This window comes from Streptomyces sp. HD (genome assembly GCF_028369295.1).
Lineage (GTDB): Bacteria > Actinomycetota > Actinomycetes > Streptomycetales > Streptomycetaceae > Streptomyces.
In genome coordinates, this window is record NZ_JAQMYP010000017.1 from 153,587 (window position 1) to 168,903 (window position 15,317).

General features: G+C 71.5%; 11 protein-coding genes and 1 tRNA gene. 4 read left to right on the plus strand and 8 right to left on the minus strand.

Going from position 1 to position 15,317, the window contains the following annotated elements; genetic code table 11:
• Positions 1-1,524: 1,524 nt before the first annotated feature.
• From POF73_RS18685 to POF73_RS18700, 4 genes are all read right to left on the minus strand, one after another.
• A complete protein-coding gene (locus tag POF73_RS18685; RefSeq protein WP_272116677.1) occupies positions 1,525-2,550 on the minus strand; it encodes an L-idonate 5-dehydrogenase in 1,026 nt (341 codons plus the stop codon).
• A gap of 14 nt (positions 2,551-2,564) precedes the next feature.
• On the minus strand, positions 2,565-3,341 hold the full coding sequence (locus POF73_RS18690) for an SDR family oxidoreductase (protein ID WP_272116680.1): 777 nt from the start codon (positions 3,339-3,341) through the stop codon (positions 2,565-2,567).
• A 24-nt stretch (positions 3,342-3,365) separates the two neighbouring features.
• Positions 3,366-4,793, minus strand: a complete 1,428-nt coding sequence (locus POF73_RS18695; protein ID WP_272116682.1) for a GntP family permease — start codon at positions 4,791-4,793, stop codon at positions 3,366-3,368.
• A 69-nt stretch (positions 4,794-4,862) separates the two neighbouring features.
• The gene (locus POF73_RS18700; RefSeq protein WP_272116685.1) at positions 4,863-5,387 is read right to left on the minus strand and encodes a gluconokinase; all 525 of its coding nucleotides are present in this window, start codon (positions 5,385-5,387) and stop codon (positions 4,863-4,865) included.
• 147 nt (positions 5,388-5,534) lie between these two features.
• On the opposite strand from POF73_RS18700, the gene POF73_RS18705 reads away from it, so the two are divergent.
• Positions 5,535-6,236, plus strand: a complete 702-nt coding sequence (locus POF73_RS18705) for a FadR/GntR family transcriptional regulator (RefSeq protein WP_272116687.1) — start codon at positions 5,535-5,537, stop codon at positions 6,234-6,236.
• A gap of 32 nt (positions 6,237-6,268) precedes the next feature.
• Here the strand turns inward: POF73_RS18705 and POF73_RS18710 are convergent, their stop codons facing one another.
• From POF73_RS18710 to POF73_RS18725, 4 genes are all read right to left on the minus strand, one after another.
• Positions 6,269-6,643: a YchJ family protein gene (locus POF73_RS18710; RefSeq protein WP_272116689.1), complete on the minus strand. Its 375-nt coding sequence runs from the start codon at positions 6,641-6,643 to the stop codon at positions 6,269-6,271.
• A 13-nt stretch (positions 6,644-6,656) separates the two neighbouring features.
• Positions 6,657-8,000: a M1 family metallopeptidase gene (locus tag POF73_RS18715; protein WP_272116691.1), complete on the minus strand. Its 1,344-nt coding sequence runs from the start codon at positions 7,998-8,000 to the stop codon at positions 6,657-6,659.
• 77 nt (positions 8,001-8,077) lie between these two features.
• Complete coding sequence (locus tag POF73_RS18720; RefSeq protein ID WP_272116693.1) at positions 8,078-11,944, minus strand: Pls/PosA family non-ribosomal peptide synthetase; 3,867 nt, start codon at positions 11,942-11,944, stop codon at positions 8,078-8,080.
• 272 nt (positions 11,945-12,216) lie between these two features.
• Positions 12,217-12,301: transfer RNA gene (locus POF73_RS18725), tRNA-Leu, on the minus strand.
• Positions 12,302-12,491: 190 nt separating this feature from the next.
• On the opposite strand from POF73_RS18725, the gene POF73_RS18730 reads away from it, so the two are divergent.
• The 3 genes from POF73_RS18730 to POF73_RS18740 all read left to right on the plus strand — a co-directional run bounded on the left by POF73_RS18730 (position 12,492) and on the right by POF73_RS18740 (position 15,219).
• Entirely contained in the window at positions 12,492-13,817 is a 1,326-nt protein-coding gene (locus tag POF73_RS18730) for a M20/M25/M40 family metallo-hydrolase (RefSeq protein ID WP_272116695.1), read from the plus strand.
• Between the two features lie 131 nt (positions 13,818-13,948).
• Positions 13,949-14,182: a chaplin ChpH gene (gene chpH, locus POF73_RS18735; protein ID WP_272116697.1), complete on the plus strand. Its 234-nt coding sequence runs from the start codon at positions 13,949-13,951 to the stop codon at positions 14,180-14,182.
• A 206-nt stretch (positions 14,183-14,388) separates the two neighbouring features.
• Positions 14,389-15,219 (plus strand): chaplin, encoded by an 831-nt coding sequence (locus tag POF73_RS18740; RefSeq protein WP_272116699.1) that lies wholly within the window; start codon positions 14,389-14,391, stop codon positions 15,217-15,219.
• Positions 15,220-15,317: the final 98 nt, after the last annotated feature.

Below are 15,317 nucleotides of genomic sequence, written 5' to 3' on the forward strand. Positions count from 1 at the left end.
CACCAGCGGCACGCCCGATTCCGCATCGGGAGCGGACCCCGGAGCAGACACGGGAGCGGACCCCTGAGCAGACCCCGGAGCGGACGCCGAAGCAGGCCCCGGAGCGGACGCCGAAGCAGACGCCGGGACGGACACCATGGGCACCTGCTCGCCACCGATGCTCACGCTCCCGGCCCGCAGCAGTTCGGGCTCGTCGAAGTACGTGTCGGCCAGCTCGATCCCGATCGTGTCACCGGGCTTCGCCGTACCGTCGCCGCCCGTGTCCACCCCGGCGATCCGGTAGCCGCACGCCGGTGTGCCGCCCGACGGGGGCTTCAGCTGCACGGTGGCGCCGGGATGCCGTCGGTGGAAGTCGAGCAGCCCGCCCAGCACGGCGTACGCGGCGCGCCCCTTGCAGGAGCCGGCCCCCTCCGCCGACGCGGCGTGGTCCCGTGCCGCCTGCTCCCAGCTGCCGCCCTCGCCCTGCACGGCCAGACAGGCGGCGGCCAGGCCGCGCATCAGCGTCCAGTCGCCGTCGCCGGCCGGCGTCCGGGGGATCACGCTCTGGGCGTTGCGGCACCTGGCCGGGTCGCGGAGCAGGTCGTACACGCTCGCCGGGTCCGAAGTGCCGTCCAGGTTCGGCGAGTCGGGGCCGGGCGGGAGCCAGGCGGGCGCGTCGAGGAACTTGCGGGTCATGGTGGGGCTGGGGGTGGGAGCCGGGCGCTCGCTCGCCGTTCCGTCCCGGGACGCGCTCGGTGCGGCCGTGGGCGCGGGCGCGCCGATGTGGCCGTCCGGTGACGGGCGTACCGGGGGAGTGGAGCCGCTCGGCGGGCCGGTCGGCAGCCCTCGGTTGCCGTTGGAGGGGCCGGTGGTGACGATGCTGCTTCCGCCGCCCCTGTTGTCCGCCGTGCCCCCCTGGCCGCTGGTGAAGGCGGCGGCTGCCACTGCCACCGCCCCTACGACGAGCAGCCCCGAGATACGCATCCCGAGGGAAACCGCCATGACGCCCCCCGATGTTTCCGGCCCCGGACGGCTGCGGCAGCCCTCCGGAGGTTTCCTCATCATCGGGCCGGGGGTGCGGTTGGGGGAAGCGGCTTTAGGTGATCGTCAGAGGGATTTGAGGTGCGGGGCGCGTCGCTGGGAGTGGCGCCTATGGAAGTGCCTCGCCATGTCGAGGGGCGGCTGCGGGTGTGTCGTGGCCGGTCGCGGCCACGCGGCGGCAGCCGCAAATTCCACACAGCCCCGCGCCCTTTGGGGCGTTGCCGCCAGCCCCAACTGCCAGCCCCGACCCTCAGCCCCAGGCACAACCCCTCCGGTCTCAGCCTTGGCCTTGAGGCCTCAGCCTTGGCCCTCCAGCCTCAGCCTTGGCCTTGAGGCCTCAGCCTTGGCCTTCCGGTCTCAGCCTTGGCCTTCCGGTCTCAGCCTTGGCCTTGAGGCCTCAGCCTTGGCCTTCCGGTCTCAGCCTTGGCCTTGAGGCCTCAGCCTTGGCCCTCCAGCCTCAGCCTTGCCCCTCCGGCCTCAGCCCCGGCCCTCCAGCCTCAGCCCTCAAGCCCCGAAATCCAGCAGCACCTTGCACGATTGGCTTCGGTCCGCCGCCAGTTCAAACGCCGACTCCGCCTCCCGCACCGGCACCACCGCACTCACCAGTCCGTCGAACAACCCCTCCACCGCGAGCAGTTCCAGCGCCCCGTCGAACTCCTCGTCGAACCGGAACGCCCCCCGCACCTCGATCTCCCGGCTCACGACGAGGTTCCCCGCGAACGGGCTCCTCCCCGGCGGCAGCATCCCGAGCTGGACCACGACACCTCCGCGCCGCACCAGCCGCAGACAGGTGTCCAACCCCGCCGCCACGCCGGACGCCTCGATCGCCACGTCCACCTCGGCAGGCCACCCGGCGTCCTCCGGATCGTCGGCCCGTACGAGGGTGTCGGCGCCCGCGATCCGCGCGTACCGCAGGGCCGCGGGCAGCAGGTCCGTCACCGTGACCCGCGCAGCGCCCGCCGCCTTCGCCGCCGCGACGACCAGGCACCCGATCGGACCGGCGCCGGTGACCAGGACATGGCTCCCGGCCACCTCCCCGGCCCGCCGCACGGCGTGCAGGGCGACGGACAGCGGCTCGGCGAGGGCGGCGCGCCGCAGGTCCAGGCCGGGCGGGAGGGGCCGCAACTGGCCGGCGGGGACGGTCAGCCGGGCGGCGAACCCGCCCTGCACGTGCGGGAAGCGTGCCGCGCTGCCGAGGTAGCGGGTGTCGCGGCAGACGTTGCGCCGCCCGTCCGCGCACTCGGGGCAGACCCCGCAGGGCGTCGCCGGGTGCACGGCGACGGCCGTACCGGGAGGCGGCCCGGACGCTCCGGCGCCGTAGGAGACGACCGTCCCGACCACCTCGTGGCCGAGCACCATCGGCTCCCGCAGCCGGAAGTCGCCGACCCCGCCGTGCCGCCAGTAGTGCAGGTCGGAGCCGCAGACGCCGCCGTAGCGCACGGCGACCAGCGCCTGCCCGGGGCCGGGTGCCGGGGCCGGCACCTCCTCGACCCGCAGGTCGCCCGCACCGTGGATCACACAACCGAGCATCCCCGAGGCCTCCTTCACAGCACGCTGGTCATTCCGCCGTCGACGTACAGCACCTGTCCGCTGACGAAGTCCGCGGCCGGGGAGGCGAGGAACAGCACCCCGCCCACCAGGTCCTCGGTACGGCCCCAGCGGCCGGCCGGGGTGCGGCGGCGCACCCATGCGCTGAACTCCTCGTCCCGGACGAGCGGCTGGGTCAGCTCGGTCTCGATGTAGCCGGGGCCGATGCCGTTGACCTGGACGCCGTACGGACCCCAGTCCGCGCACATGCCCTTGGTGAGCATCTTCAGCGCGCCTTTGGTGGCGGCGTAGGGCGCGATGCAGGGACGGACCACCTCGCTCTGCAGGGAGCAGATGTTGACGATCTTTCCGTGGCCGCGTTCCGTCATCCGCCGCGCCGCCTCCCGGCCGACGAGGAAGGCGCTGGTCAGGTTGGTGTCCAGGATGCGGTGCCAGTCGGAGTCGGTGAACTCCAGGAGCGGGGCGCGCAGTTGCATGCCCGCGTTGTTGACCAGGATGTCGAGCGGACCCACCCGCTCCTCGACGTCCGCGATCCCGGCGGCCACCGATGCACTGTCGGTGACGTCGAACACGGCCGTGTGGACGGCGCCGGGCAGTTCGGCGGCCCTGAGCTCGGCGGCGGCCTTGCCGAGGCGTTCGCCGTCCCGTCCGTTGAGGACCACCGTGCAGCCGGCCTCCGCCAGACCGCGGGCGAGCGCGTGGCCGATGCCCCGGCTGGAGCCGGTGACCAGGGCCGTGCGGCCGCCGATGTCGAAGAGGGGGTGAGCCGTCATCGTCGTATCCCTGTCCCGTTGTCCCTAAATGATCAGCGAGAGGAGGAGGACCACACCGCCGGCGACGACCGAGATGATCGTCTCCATGACGGACCAGGTCTTGATCGTCTGGCCGACGTCCAGGCCGAAGTACTCCTTGACCAGCCAGAATCCGGCGTCGTTGACATGGCTGAAGAAGAGCGAGCCGGCACCGATGGCGAGGACCAGCAGGGCCGCGTGGGTGGTCGACATGTCGGCCGCGAGCGGGGCGACCAGACCGGCCGCCGAGACCGTGGCCACCGTCGCGGAGCCCGTCGCGAGGCGGATCGCCACCGCGATCAGCCAGGCCAGCAGCAGCGCCGGGATCGACCAGTCCTCGGAGACTTCGAGGATCATCCGGCCCACGCCCGTGTCGATCAGCGTCTGCTTGAAGCCGCCGCCCGCGCCCACGATCAGCAGGATGCCCGCGATGGGCGCGAGGCTCTTCTCCACCAGCGGTGAGATCCGCTCCTTGCCGAACCCGGCGGGCCTGAGCAGCGTGAAGATGCCGACGAGCACGGAGGCGAGCAGCGCGATCAGCGGCGAGCCGATGACGTCGAAGACCCGTTGCACGGTGTTCTCGGGGTCGTCGATGACGATGTCGACCAGCGCCTTGGAGAGCATCAGGACGACGGGGAGGAGGATCGTGGCCAGCGTGGCCCCGAAGGCGGGCCGCTTCTCCGAGTCCTTGGCGACGCGCTGCGTGGGGTCCTGGGCGGAACCCTCGATCGCGGCCAGCATCCGCTCGGGAGCCGGGACGTCCACCCAGCGCGCCGCGTACCGCGAGAACACCGGGCCGGCGATGATCACGGTCGGTATCGCGACCAGGACGCCGAGGGCCAGCGTGACACCCAGGTCGGCGCCGATGGCGTCGATCGCGACCAGCGGGCCGGGGTGCGGCGGGACCAGGCCGTGCATCACGGACAGCCCGGCCAGGGCGGGGATGCCGATACGCATCAGCGAGTAGTTGCCGCGCTTGGCGACCATCAGCACGACCGGGATCAGCAGGACGACACCGACCTCGAAGAAGAGCGGCAGACCGATCACCGAGGCGATCAGCACCATCGCCCACGGCATCGAACGGCCGCCGGTCCTGGCGAGGATGGTGTCGACGATCTGGTCGGCGCCGCCCGAGTCGGCGAGCATCTTGCCCAGGATCGCGCCGAGGGCGATCAGCACGCCCACGCCGGCGACCGTGGTGCCGAGCCCGGTGGTGAAGCTGGCGATGACCTTGTCGAGCGGCGCCCCGGCGATCGCGCCGAGCGCCAGCGACCCGAGGGTCAGCGACAGGAACGCGTGGAGCTTGAACTTCGTGATGAGCAGGACGATGACGGCGATGCCCGCCAGGACGGCGATGCCCAGCTGAGCGTGGCCGGCCGAGGTGATGGGCTCGACGGTGTCCGCTGCCAGCATCTCGACGCTGAGTCTGGTCACGGGGGTTCCCTTGCAGGTACGGGGGATGGGGGACGCGTGGGGGGTGGTGCTCGGGGGGTGCCTGGAGGGCTACTGCGGCGAGTCGGTGCCGGGCAGGTCGTTCAGCGCTTTGACGGCCCGTTCGGTGATCTCCTCCGGGCCGCCGGCGACATCCACGGCGACTCCGGCCTCGTCCGACTGCAGCGGCTGGAGGGTGGCGAACTGGGAGTCCAGCAGCGCGGTCGGCATGAAGTGCCCCTGCCGGTGCGACATCCGGTCCTCGACGAGGGCCCGGTCACCGGTGAGGTGCACGAACACGACCCCGGGTGCGGCGGCCCGCAACCGGTCCCGGTACGACCGCTTCAGTGCCGAGCAGCTGACCACCCCGCCGAGCCCGGCCCGCCCGTCCGCCCAGACGCCGATGGCATCCAGCCACGGCCACCTGTCCGCGTCGTCGAGCGGGGTGCCGGCCGACATCTTGGCGATGTTGGCCTGCGGGTGGAAGTCGTCGCCCTCGGCGTACGGGACGCCGAGCCGGGCCGCGAGCAGGGGACCGATGGTGGTCTTGCCGGTGCCCGCGACGCCCATGACCACGACGACATGGGGGGTGTTCATCGCTGCCTCACTGTCTGCTGTCTCCGTCGACACATGGCGTCCAGGGACGCCGACGCAACTGAAACCCATTAGGTACGACGAATTCAAGAGTCTGCGGCGAATAAGTCTGACTTTTTGTTCCCGTGATCTGCCCCGTACGCTGAGTGCATGAGCACACCGGGCCGGGGGCTGCACGGCCATGTACTGGAGACCCTCGGTCCCGCGATCACCGCGGGCGAGTATCCGCCCGGCAGCGTCCTGCGCACGGACGAGCTGGCGCAGCGCTTCGAGGTGTCGCGGTCGGTGATGCGCGAGGCGGTGCGGGTCCTGGAGTCCATGTACCTGGTCGAGTCCCGCCGCCGCGTGGGTGTCACGGTGCGCCCCAAGGCCGAGTGGAACGTCTACGACCCCCAGGTCATCCGCTGGCGCCTGGCGGGCGCCGACCGCCCGCAGCAGCTGCGCTCACTGACCGTGCTGCGCTCGGCGATCGAGCCGGCCGCGGCCGCGCTGGCCGCCAAGCACGCCACCGCCGACCAGTGCGCCGAACTCACCGAGTGCGCCCTCGGCATGGTGGCCAACTCCCGCGGCCACCAGCTGGAGGGCTATCTCGTCCACGACATCGCCTTCCACCGCGCCATCCTGAACGCCTCCGGCAACGAGATGTTCGCCCGCCTCGGCGATGTCGTCGCCGAGGTCCTCACCGGCCGCACCCACCACGAGATCATGTTCGAGGACCCCGACCCGGCCGCCGTGACCCTCCACGTCCAAGTGGCGGAGGCGGTCCGCGCGGGCGACGCGGTCCGGGCGGAACACCTGACCCGCGAGATCACGGTCGGGGCGCTCCAGGAACTGGACATCCTGGCGCCGTAGGCGTCGGCGCAGGGACAGAGGCGCCGGCAGCGCTAGCCGGGGAACTCCCCGTCCACGTACACCCACGCCCCGTCCACCCGCTCGAACCGGCTCAGCTCGTGCAGCGAGCCGCCCCGGTAGGACGCCCGGAACTCCACCGTGCCGGTCGTGTGGAACGCCGTACCGTCGCCCGCCGCGAGGATCTCAAGGCCGGTCCACCGCATCCCCGGGTCCAGGTCCAGCCGCGCGGGCCGCGTCCGCGGATGCCAGGTGCGCAGCAGGTACGCCGCATCGCCCTTGACGAACGCGCTGTACCGCGACCGCATCAGCGCCTCGGCGGTCGGCGCGGCAGCGGTGCCCGCGTGGTAGCGGCCGCAGCACTCGCCGTAGGCCCTGGACAGCCCGCACGGGCAGGAACGCGTGGTCATGACCGCCATTCTCCTAGCCCGCCGCCCGCGTCTGGGCCCCGGGCAGCGGCGGCAGCGCCGCGCCGTACACCCACGCCTCGAACAGTTCGTCCACCGGCTCGGTCGCGAAGCGGGCCACGTGCGCGGTGAAGGCCTTGGTCGTCACCGTGCCGCCCCGGTGCAGCTGCCCCCAGCTGCGCAGCATGCGGAAGAAGGCGATGTCGCCCAGCGCGTGGCGCACCGCGTGCAGGACAAGCCCGCCCCGCTCGTAGAGCCGGTCGTCGAACATCGACTTGCGGCCCGGATCCGCCAGCCGCAGATCCTGTGGCTGCGAGGCCAGCAAACGGTGCGCGATGGCGGCCAGTTGCTGCGCCGTACGCCCACCCGAGCGCTCCGACCACAGCCACTCCGCGTACTTCGCGAACCCCTCGTTCAGCCAGATGTGCCGCCAGTCCGCGATGGACACGCTGTTGCCGAACCACTGGTGCGCCAGCTCGTGCGCCACCAGCCGCTCCGAACCCCGCGCCCCGTCCACATGGTTGGCGCCGAACAGCGACAACCCCTGTGCCTCGACGGGTACGTCGAGTTCCTCCTCGGTCACCACGACCGCGTACTCGTCGAACGGGTACGGCCCGAACAGCTCCTGGAAGACGTCCATCATCTGCGGCTGACGCGCGAAGTCCCGCGAGAAGTCGCCCAGCAGATGCGCCGGGATGTGCCCGTGTTGCGGCACCCCGCCCAGGCCCGGGTCGCCCAGCAGCACCGTCTGGTACTTGCCGATCGACAGGCCGACCAGATAGCTGGACGTCGGCGCCGACTGCTCGTACACCCACGTAGTGGTCGACGCCTTCGTCGTCCGGGTCAGCAGCCGACCGCCCGCCACCACCGCGTACGCCGACGGCGTCGTGATCGAGATCTGGTACGACGCCTTGTCGGCGGGCCGGTCGTTGCACGGATACCACGACGGCGCCCCGATCGGCTGGCTGGCCACCAGCGCCCCGTCCTCCAGCTCCTCCCAACCGATCCCGCCCCACGGGCTGTTCACCGGCTTGGGGTTGCCCGACCAGTGCACCTCGACCGTGAAGGCCGCCCCGGCCCGGATCGGCTTGGCGGGGCGGACCCGCAGCCTGCCGCCGCGGTGCGTGTAGTGCGGCTGCCGTCCGTCGAGCCGGACCCGTCCGATCTTGAAGTCGGACAGGTTCAGCACGAACTCGGTGAGCGGCGAGCGGCCCGCGATCGCGTTGATCCGGGCCGTCCCCGACAACCGGTTCGGGCCCGGGCGGTAGTCCAGCGCGAGCTCGTACCGGTGCACCCGGTATCGCGGGTCGCCGTGCTCCGGGAAGTACGGGTCCGCGCCCGCCGCCTGCTGAACTGCCACTGCTGTCTGTGCTCCCTGCGCCGTACTGCTGCCACTCCGTGCCGGCCCACCGCTCTCCGGCCCCGAGTGGGCCGCGCTCAGGGACGCCATGCCTCGATCGGATTGCCGAGCCAACGGGTGTCGTCGGGGACCGACTCCCCCGCCATGACGAGCGACGCGGGACCCAGCGTCGTACGGGCCCCGATCGCGCTGCCGGGCAGAACGATCCCGCCAGGGCCCAGCGTCGCGCCCTCACGGAGGACCACAGTATCCGTCCGCAAGATCCGGTCGTGGAAGAGGTGCGTCTGGAGCACACAGCCCCGATTCACGGTGGCGGCGTCCTCCAGTGTCACCAGATCGGTCTCGGGCAGCCAGTAACTGTCCACCCAGACACCCTTTCCGATCCGCGCGCCCAGCCCCCGCAGCCACGCCGTCATCACCGGCGTACCCGGCACCGAACCCGCCAGCCACGGCACGGCCAGCACCTCGACGAACGTGTCGGCCAGCTCATTGCGCCACACGAAGGAGGACCACAGCGGATGCTCCCCGCTGTGATGCCGCCCCACGAGCAGCCACTTGGCCACGACGGACACCAGCCCCGCCACGACCCCGGCCCCCAGCAGCACCAGCCCGGACAGCAACGGCGCCCAGCCCCCCAGCGCACACAGCGCCGCCACCGTCAGCACCGCGAGCCCCGCCGAGCAGAACACCGGCACGATCCGGCACAGCTCCACCAGCCCGCGCGCCCACAGCATCCGCGCCGGCGGATCGTAGGTCCGGCTCTGGTCGCCGTCGGCGGCACTGCGGGGCAGCTTCACCGGCGGCAGCCCCAGATACGACGTGCCCTTCTTCGCCTTCTTCGGCGTCGCCGACAGCACCCCGACCAGCCCGCCGTCCGGCACGGTCCGCCCGGGCGCGGTCATCCCCGAGTTCCCGAGGAAGGCCCGCCGCCCGATCTCCGCGCGCCCGATCCGCATCCAGCCACCACCGAGCTCGTACGGCGCGGTCAGCGTGTCGTCGGCCAGGAACGCGCCCTCACCGACCGTCGTCAGACTGGGCAGCGCAAGCACCGTCGACACCTCGGCACCCTTGCCGATCCGCATCCCGAGCAGCCGCAGCCACACCGGCGTGACCAGCCCGGCGTACAGCGGGAACAGCGTCTCGCGCGAGCGGTCCATCAGCTGCGTGACCGTCCACGCCTGCCAGCCGACCCTGCTGTGCGTCGGATAGGTCCCCTCGCGCAGCCCCAGGCTCAGCAGCCGCACCGAGACCAGCAGCAGCACGGCATACGCCAGCCCGAAGGCGAGCGTCGCCGGCACGAGCGCCAGCGCGGCGCCCGTCAGAGGCGCGTCCGGCGTGAAGAACTCCCGGCCCACGAGGAACGCCGCCACCCCGGCCAGCACGGGAAGCGCGCTGAGCGCGAGGCCCGTGAGCCCGTACATCACCCGCCAGTACGTCCCGCGCCGCGGCCGCTCCTTGGGCCAGTTGCGCTTGGCCTTGCCCAGCTTGACCGCGGGCGCGCCCGCCCACCGCTGACCGGTCGGAACCTGCCCGGTGACCGCCGAGCCGGGCGCCACCTCGGCCCGCTTGCCGACCCGGGCACCCGGGAAGAGCATGCTGCGCGTGCCGACGACGGCATGCGCGCCCACCTTCACCGCGCCGATCTCCAGCCGGTCCCCGTCCAGCCAGTACCCGGACAGATCCACCTCGGACTCGACGGCCGCACCCCGGCCCAGCTTGAGCAGCCCGGTGACCGGCGGCAGCGAGTGCAGGTCGACGTCGGAGCCGATCTTGGCGCCCAGCGCCCGCGCGTACCGCTCCAGCCAGGCCCCGGTCAACGAGGTCGCCCCACTGAACTCGGCGAGCCGCTCGGCGGTCCACAGCCGCATGTGCACACTGCCACCGCGCTCGTACCGTCCGGGCTTCACACCCTTCAGCAGCAGCCGCGCACCACCGGCGGCCAGCGCCAGCCGCCCCGGCGGGCTGAACAGCGCGACCGCCCCGACCGCCAGGAGCCACCAGGGCGCCGTCGGCAGCCACGCGTAGCCGGGCAGCAGATTGCCCAGTGCGGCCAGCACGACCGTCCAGCGCAGCCCGAGCACCGTGAACAGCGGAAGTAGGAGAAGAACCTGGATCAGCTGCGCCCGCCTGGGCACCGGCGCGACGGTCCGCTCCGACCCGTCGTCCTGTGTGGACTGCTCCAGCCGCCGGGCCAGCTTGCGCAGCACCGGCTGCTGGTAGATGTCCAGGACGGCCGCGCTCGGATAGCGGGTCCGCAACCGCGTCGTCAGCTGCGCGGCGGCCAGACTGCTGCCGCCGATCGCGAAGAACTCGTCGGACGCGCTGCTCACGGGGATGCCGAGCACCGCGGTCCACTGCTCGGCCAGCCACGCCTCGGTGCCGTAGAGCTGCTCGGCCGGACCACCGCTCTCCAGCCCTTCCAGGGGCCACGGCAGCGCGCCCCGGTCCACCTTGCCCGAGGTGCGGGTCGGCAGGTCGTCGACCGGTGCGAGCAGCGGCACGAGCGCGGCGGGCAGCTCGGCCCGCAGCTTCTCGACGGCCACCGCCTGATCCCAGCCGTCCTGCGTGACGACGTACCCGACGAGCAGCTGATTTCCACTGCGAGCGGTCCGCACGGCCGCGGCCGCACCGGCCACACCCGGCAGCGCCTGCAACGCGGCATCCACCTCACCGAGCTCGATCCGCCGCCCACCGAGCTTGATCTGCTCGTCGGCCCGCCCGAGGAAGACCAGCCCCTCCGGCTCCGCCTTGACCAGGTCACCACTGCGGTACGCCCGCTCCCAGCCCAGCGACTGAAGCGGCGCGTACTTCTCCGCGTCCTTCTCGGCGTCGAGATACCGGGCCAGCCCGACCCCGCCGATCACCAGCTGCCCGCTGGAGCCCATCGGCACCGGCTCCCCGGCCTCGTCGACGACGGCCAGCTCCCAGCCGTTCAGCGGCAGCCCGATCCGGATCGGCTCCGCACCGCTCATCAGCGACGCACAGGCCACGACGGTCGCCTCGGTCGGTCCGTACGTGTTCCAGACCTCGCGCCCCTCGGTCACCAGCCGCTGCGCCAGCTCGGGCGGACAGGCCTCACCGCCGAAGATCAGCAGCCGTACGTCGTTGAGGGTCTCCGGCTCCCACAGCGCGGCCAGCGTGGGCACCGTGGACACCACGGTGATCTCCTGCTCGACCAGCCACGGCCCGAGATCGGCACCGCTCCTGACCTGCGAACGCGGCACCGGCACCAGACAGGCGCCGTACCGCCAGGCCAGCCACATCTCCTCGCACGACGCGTCGAACGCGACCGACAGCCCCGCCATGACCCGGTCGCCGGGCCCGATCGGCTCCTCGGTGAGGAACAGCGCGGCCTCGGCGTCCACGAACGCGGCGGCACTGCGGTGCGAGACGGCGACACCCTTCGGCTTCCCGGTGGAACCGGACGTGAAGATGATCCATGCGTCGTGCTCCACACCGGGACGGGCGGCGGGGGCCTCGGAGACACCGTGCACCGCGATCTCGTGCCCGGCCCCGATCACAGCCCGTACGTCCGCCTCCCCGAAGACCAGCTCGGCCCGCTCGTCCGGGTCCTCGGCGTCGACCGGCACATAGGCGGCACCGGCCGCGAGCACGGCGAGGATCGCGACGTACAGGTCATTGGTCCCGGACGGCACCCGGACCCCGACCCGGTCGCCGAGCCCGACCCCGCACACCGCGAGCCGGCGCCGCAGCCGCTCGACCTCGACGGCCAGCGCGCGGTACGTGAGGGAGGTCGTGCCGTCGTCCAGCGCCGGCTCGTCCGGATACGACCGCACGGACGCCTCGAAGACGTCTACGAGCGTGCGGGGGGAGGCCGCCGGACCTCCGGAGAAACGTGCCCGGTCACCGAACTGCTGGTGGATCTCTGCGCTCAGTTCTTCGTCGAGCAGGCCGAGAGCTTCGCTCTCGTGTATGGCTGCCATCCGGTCCTCGCGTCTCGATCCCGGAAGCCTCCGGGGCGCTGGCGGGCCCGCAGGTCTGCCTGGGGTTGTCCGGCTCCAGCTCCGTAACAAGCCGGAAATTTTAGTACGACGCTAGGTTCGGGCACTTCGAGATGCCACTCGGAGCAGCCGTTCGAGGCCATCGGGTGACTACCGGAACAGGCCCTGACCTGGTGATCTTCTACGGAACGAGACTTCCCCCACACAGCGAGCGAGGGCCGCGACCTCACGGTCACGGCCCTCGCCCTTCCAAGTGTCCGAGGGGGGACTTGAACCCCCACGCCCGATAAAGGGCACTAGCACCTCAAGCTAGCGCGTCTGCCATTCCGCCACCCGGACAAGGTGTCTGTCGTGCGGGGTTTCCCTCGCGGCGACACAGGAAACATTACCAGGCTTCGGAGGGTGCCCCGATCACCCCCGGTCGTGGCGTGAACGGCATGTGACGGGTCGCGGCCGGTCTTGGGCGGGGCCGGGCGGAGAGGGAGGATGAGGGGGACCCACCAGCAGTGACAGTGCGGGAGGAAGCAGCGTGAGCGAGACGGACACGGCCAGGGGAATCACCGGCGAGGACGAGGTCGTGGACCTTTGCCGCGAGCTGATCCAGATCGACACCAGCAACTACGGCGACCACTCGGGTCCCGGTGAGCGCAAGGCGGCCGAGTACGTCGCCGAGAAGCTCGCCGAGGTCGGGCTCGAACCGAAGATCTTCGAGTCCCACCCGGGCCGCGCCTCCACCGTGGCGCGGATCGAGGGCGAGGATCCGTCCCGGCCCGCGCTGCTGATCCACGGGCACACCGACGTCGTACCGGCCAACGCCGACGACTGGACCCACCACCCCTTCTCCGGCGAGGTCGCGGACGGGTGCGTGTGGGGGCGCGGGGCCGTCGACATGAAGGACATGGACGCGATGACCCTGGCGGTCGTACGCGACCGGCTGCGCAGCGGGCGCAGGCCCCCGCGGGACATCGTGCTCGCCTTCCTCGCCGACGAGGAGGCCGGCGGCAAGTACGGCGCCCGGTTCCTCGTGGACAAGCACCCCGACCTCTTCGAGGGCGTCACCGAGGCGATCAGCGAGGTGGGCGGGTTCTCGTTCACCGTGAGCGAGCAGCGGCGGCTCTATCTGATCCAGACGGCCGAGAAGGGCATCCACTGGATGAAGCTGACCGTGGCCGGTACGGCCGGACACGGGTCGATGATCCACCGGGACAACGCGATCACCGAGCTGTCGGAGGCGGTCGCCCGCCTCGGCCGGCACAAGTTCCCGGTGCGGGTCACCAAGACCACCCGGGCCTTCCTCGACGAGCTCGGCGATGCGCTCGGCACCGAGCTGGACCCGGAGAACATGGAGGGCACCCTCGCCAAGCTCGGCGGCATCGCCAAGCTCATCGGCGCGACCCTCAGCAACACGGCCAACCCCACCCAGCTCGGCGCCGGCTACAAGGTCAACGTCATCCCCGGCGAGGCCACCGCCCATGTCGACGGCCGCTTCCTGCCCGGCTTCGAGGAGGAGTTCCTCGCCGACCTCGACAAGATCCTCGGCCCCAAGGTCAGGCGCGAGGACGTGCACGCCGACAAGGCCGTCGAGACGAGCTTCGACGGGGCGCTCGTGGACGCCATGCAGTCCGCGCTGGTCGCCGAGGACCCGGCCGCCAAGGCCATCCCCTACATGCTCTCCGGCGGCACCGACGCCAAGTCCTTCGACGACCTCGGCATCCGGGGCTTCGGCTTCGCCCCGCTGAAGCTGCCGCCGGAGCTGGACTTCGCGGGCATGTTCCACGGCGTCGACGAGCGGGTGCCGGTGGACGGTCTGCAATTCGGGGTCCGGGTGCTCGACCGGTTCATCGACGCGTCCTGAAAATCGTCCAGACGTACTGGATGTGACTGGGGAGGGTGAACGCGCTCATAAGGTCGTAGCCCTATTAGTTCCTCCTCGTTACAGGTGATGCGATCAGCTACTTGTGATCGCATTGCCAACAAGGAGGAATAATGATCAAGAAGGTCGTCGCCGCTGCGGCTGCCACCGGTGGGCTGGTTCTCGCGGGCGCGGGCCTGGCCGTGGCCGACTCGGGTGCTCAGGGTGCCGCCGTGCACTCCCCGGGCGTCGTTTCCGGCAACGTCATCCAGGTGCCGGTCTCGGTGCCGGTGAACGTCTGCGGCAACACGATCTCCATCGTCGGTGTGCTGAACCCCGCCTTCGGTAACACCTGCGTCAACAAGTGACGTTGTGCCTCGCCCCGTGACCAGGGGCTGAGCCCGTCGGCCCCGGAGTGCGTGCCATGCGCTCCGGGGCCGACCGGCCTTTTCGGAACGTCGGAGGAAAACCGACGTCGTCCTTTCGGACTTTCGGAACTCATCCGGAACTCATCCGGAACTCATCCGGAACACATCGTCCTTTCAGAACAAGGTCGAAGGCAGGTAATCAGCAAATGCGACAGGTCACCCGCAAGGGCCTGATGACCGTGGCCGCCGCGACCGGCGTCATCGCCGCCGCGAGCGGCGTAGCCCACGCAACCGGCTCGGGCGCCCACGGCACCAGTTCGAACTCGCCCGGCGTGCTCTCGGGCAACACGGTGCAGGCTCCGGTCGACGTGCCGGTCAACGTCTGCGGCAACACCGTGAACGTCGTCGGGGTACTCAACCCGGCGATCGGCAACAGCTGCGCCAACCAGGGCGGCGGTGCGTCCGGCGGTCACGGTGGCACGGGGGCGTCGGCCGACGGGCAGGCCAGCGACTCGCCCGGCATCGGCTCCGGCAACACCGTCCAGGCGCCGGTCCATGTGCCGGTCAACGTGTGCGGCAACACCGTCGACGTCATCGGCGTCGGCAACTCCACCGAGGGCAACGACTGCGCCAACAACGGCAGCGGGACCCACACCCCGCCGGGCGGCGGGCACGAGAACCCGCCCGGGTCACCGGAGCAGCCGGGCAACCCCGGAAACCCGGGTAACCCCGGAAACCCGGGTAACCCCGGAAACCCGGGCAACCCCGGAAACCCCGGCAATCCCGGCAATCCCGGAAACCCTGGCGAGCCGAACCACCCCGGCACCCCGAGCACGCCGCCCGGTACGGGCGACGTGACGCCGGGCGGTGGCTCGCACGGGAACACCCCGGGCGCCCACAACGTCACCCAGCCGCAGGCCGAGGCACAGCTCGCCCACACCGGCAGCGACCTGCCGATGGGCCTCGTCCTGCCGGTCGGCGCGGGGGCGATGCTCGCGGGCGCGGTGCTCTACCGCAAGGCACGGGCATCGCAGTGAACAGGGCGTAGCCGTCCGGTATGAACGGAGCGGGGGGCCCCCCCCCCCCGGGCCCCCCCCCCCCCCCCCAATTTTCAAGCATAAAATATAACACAAAC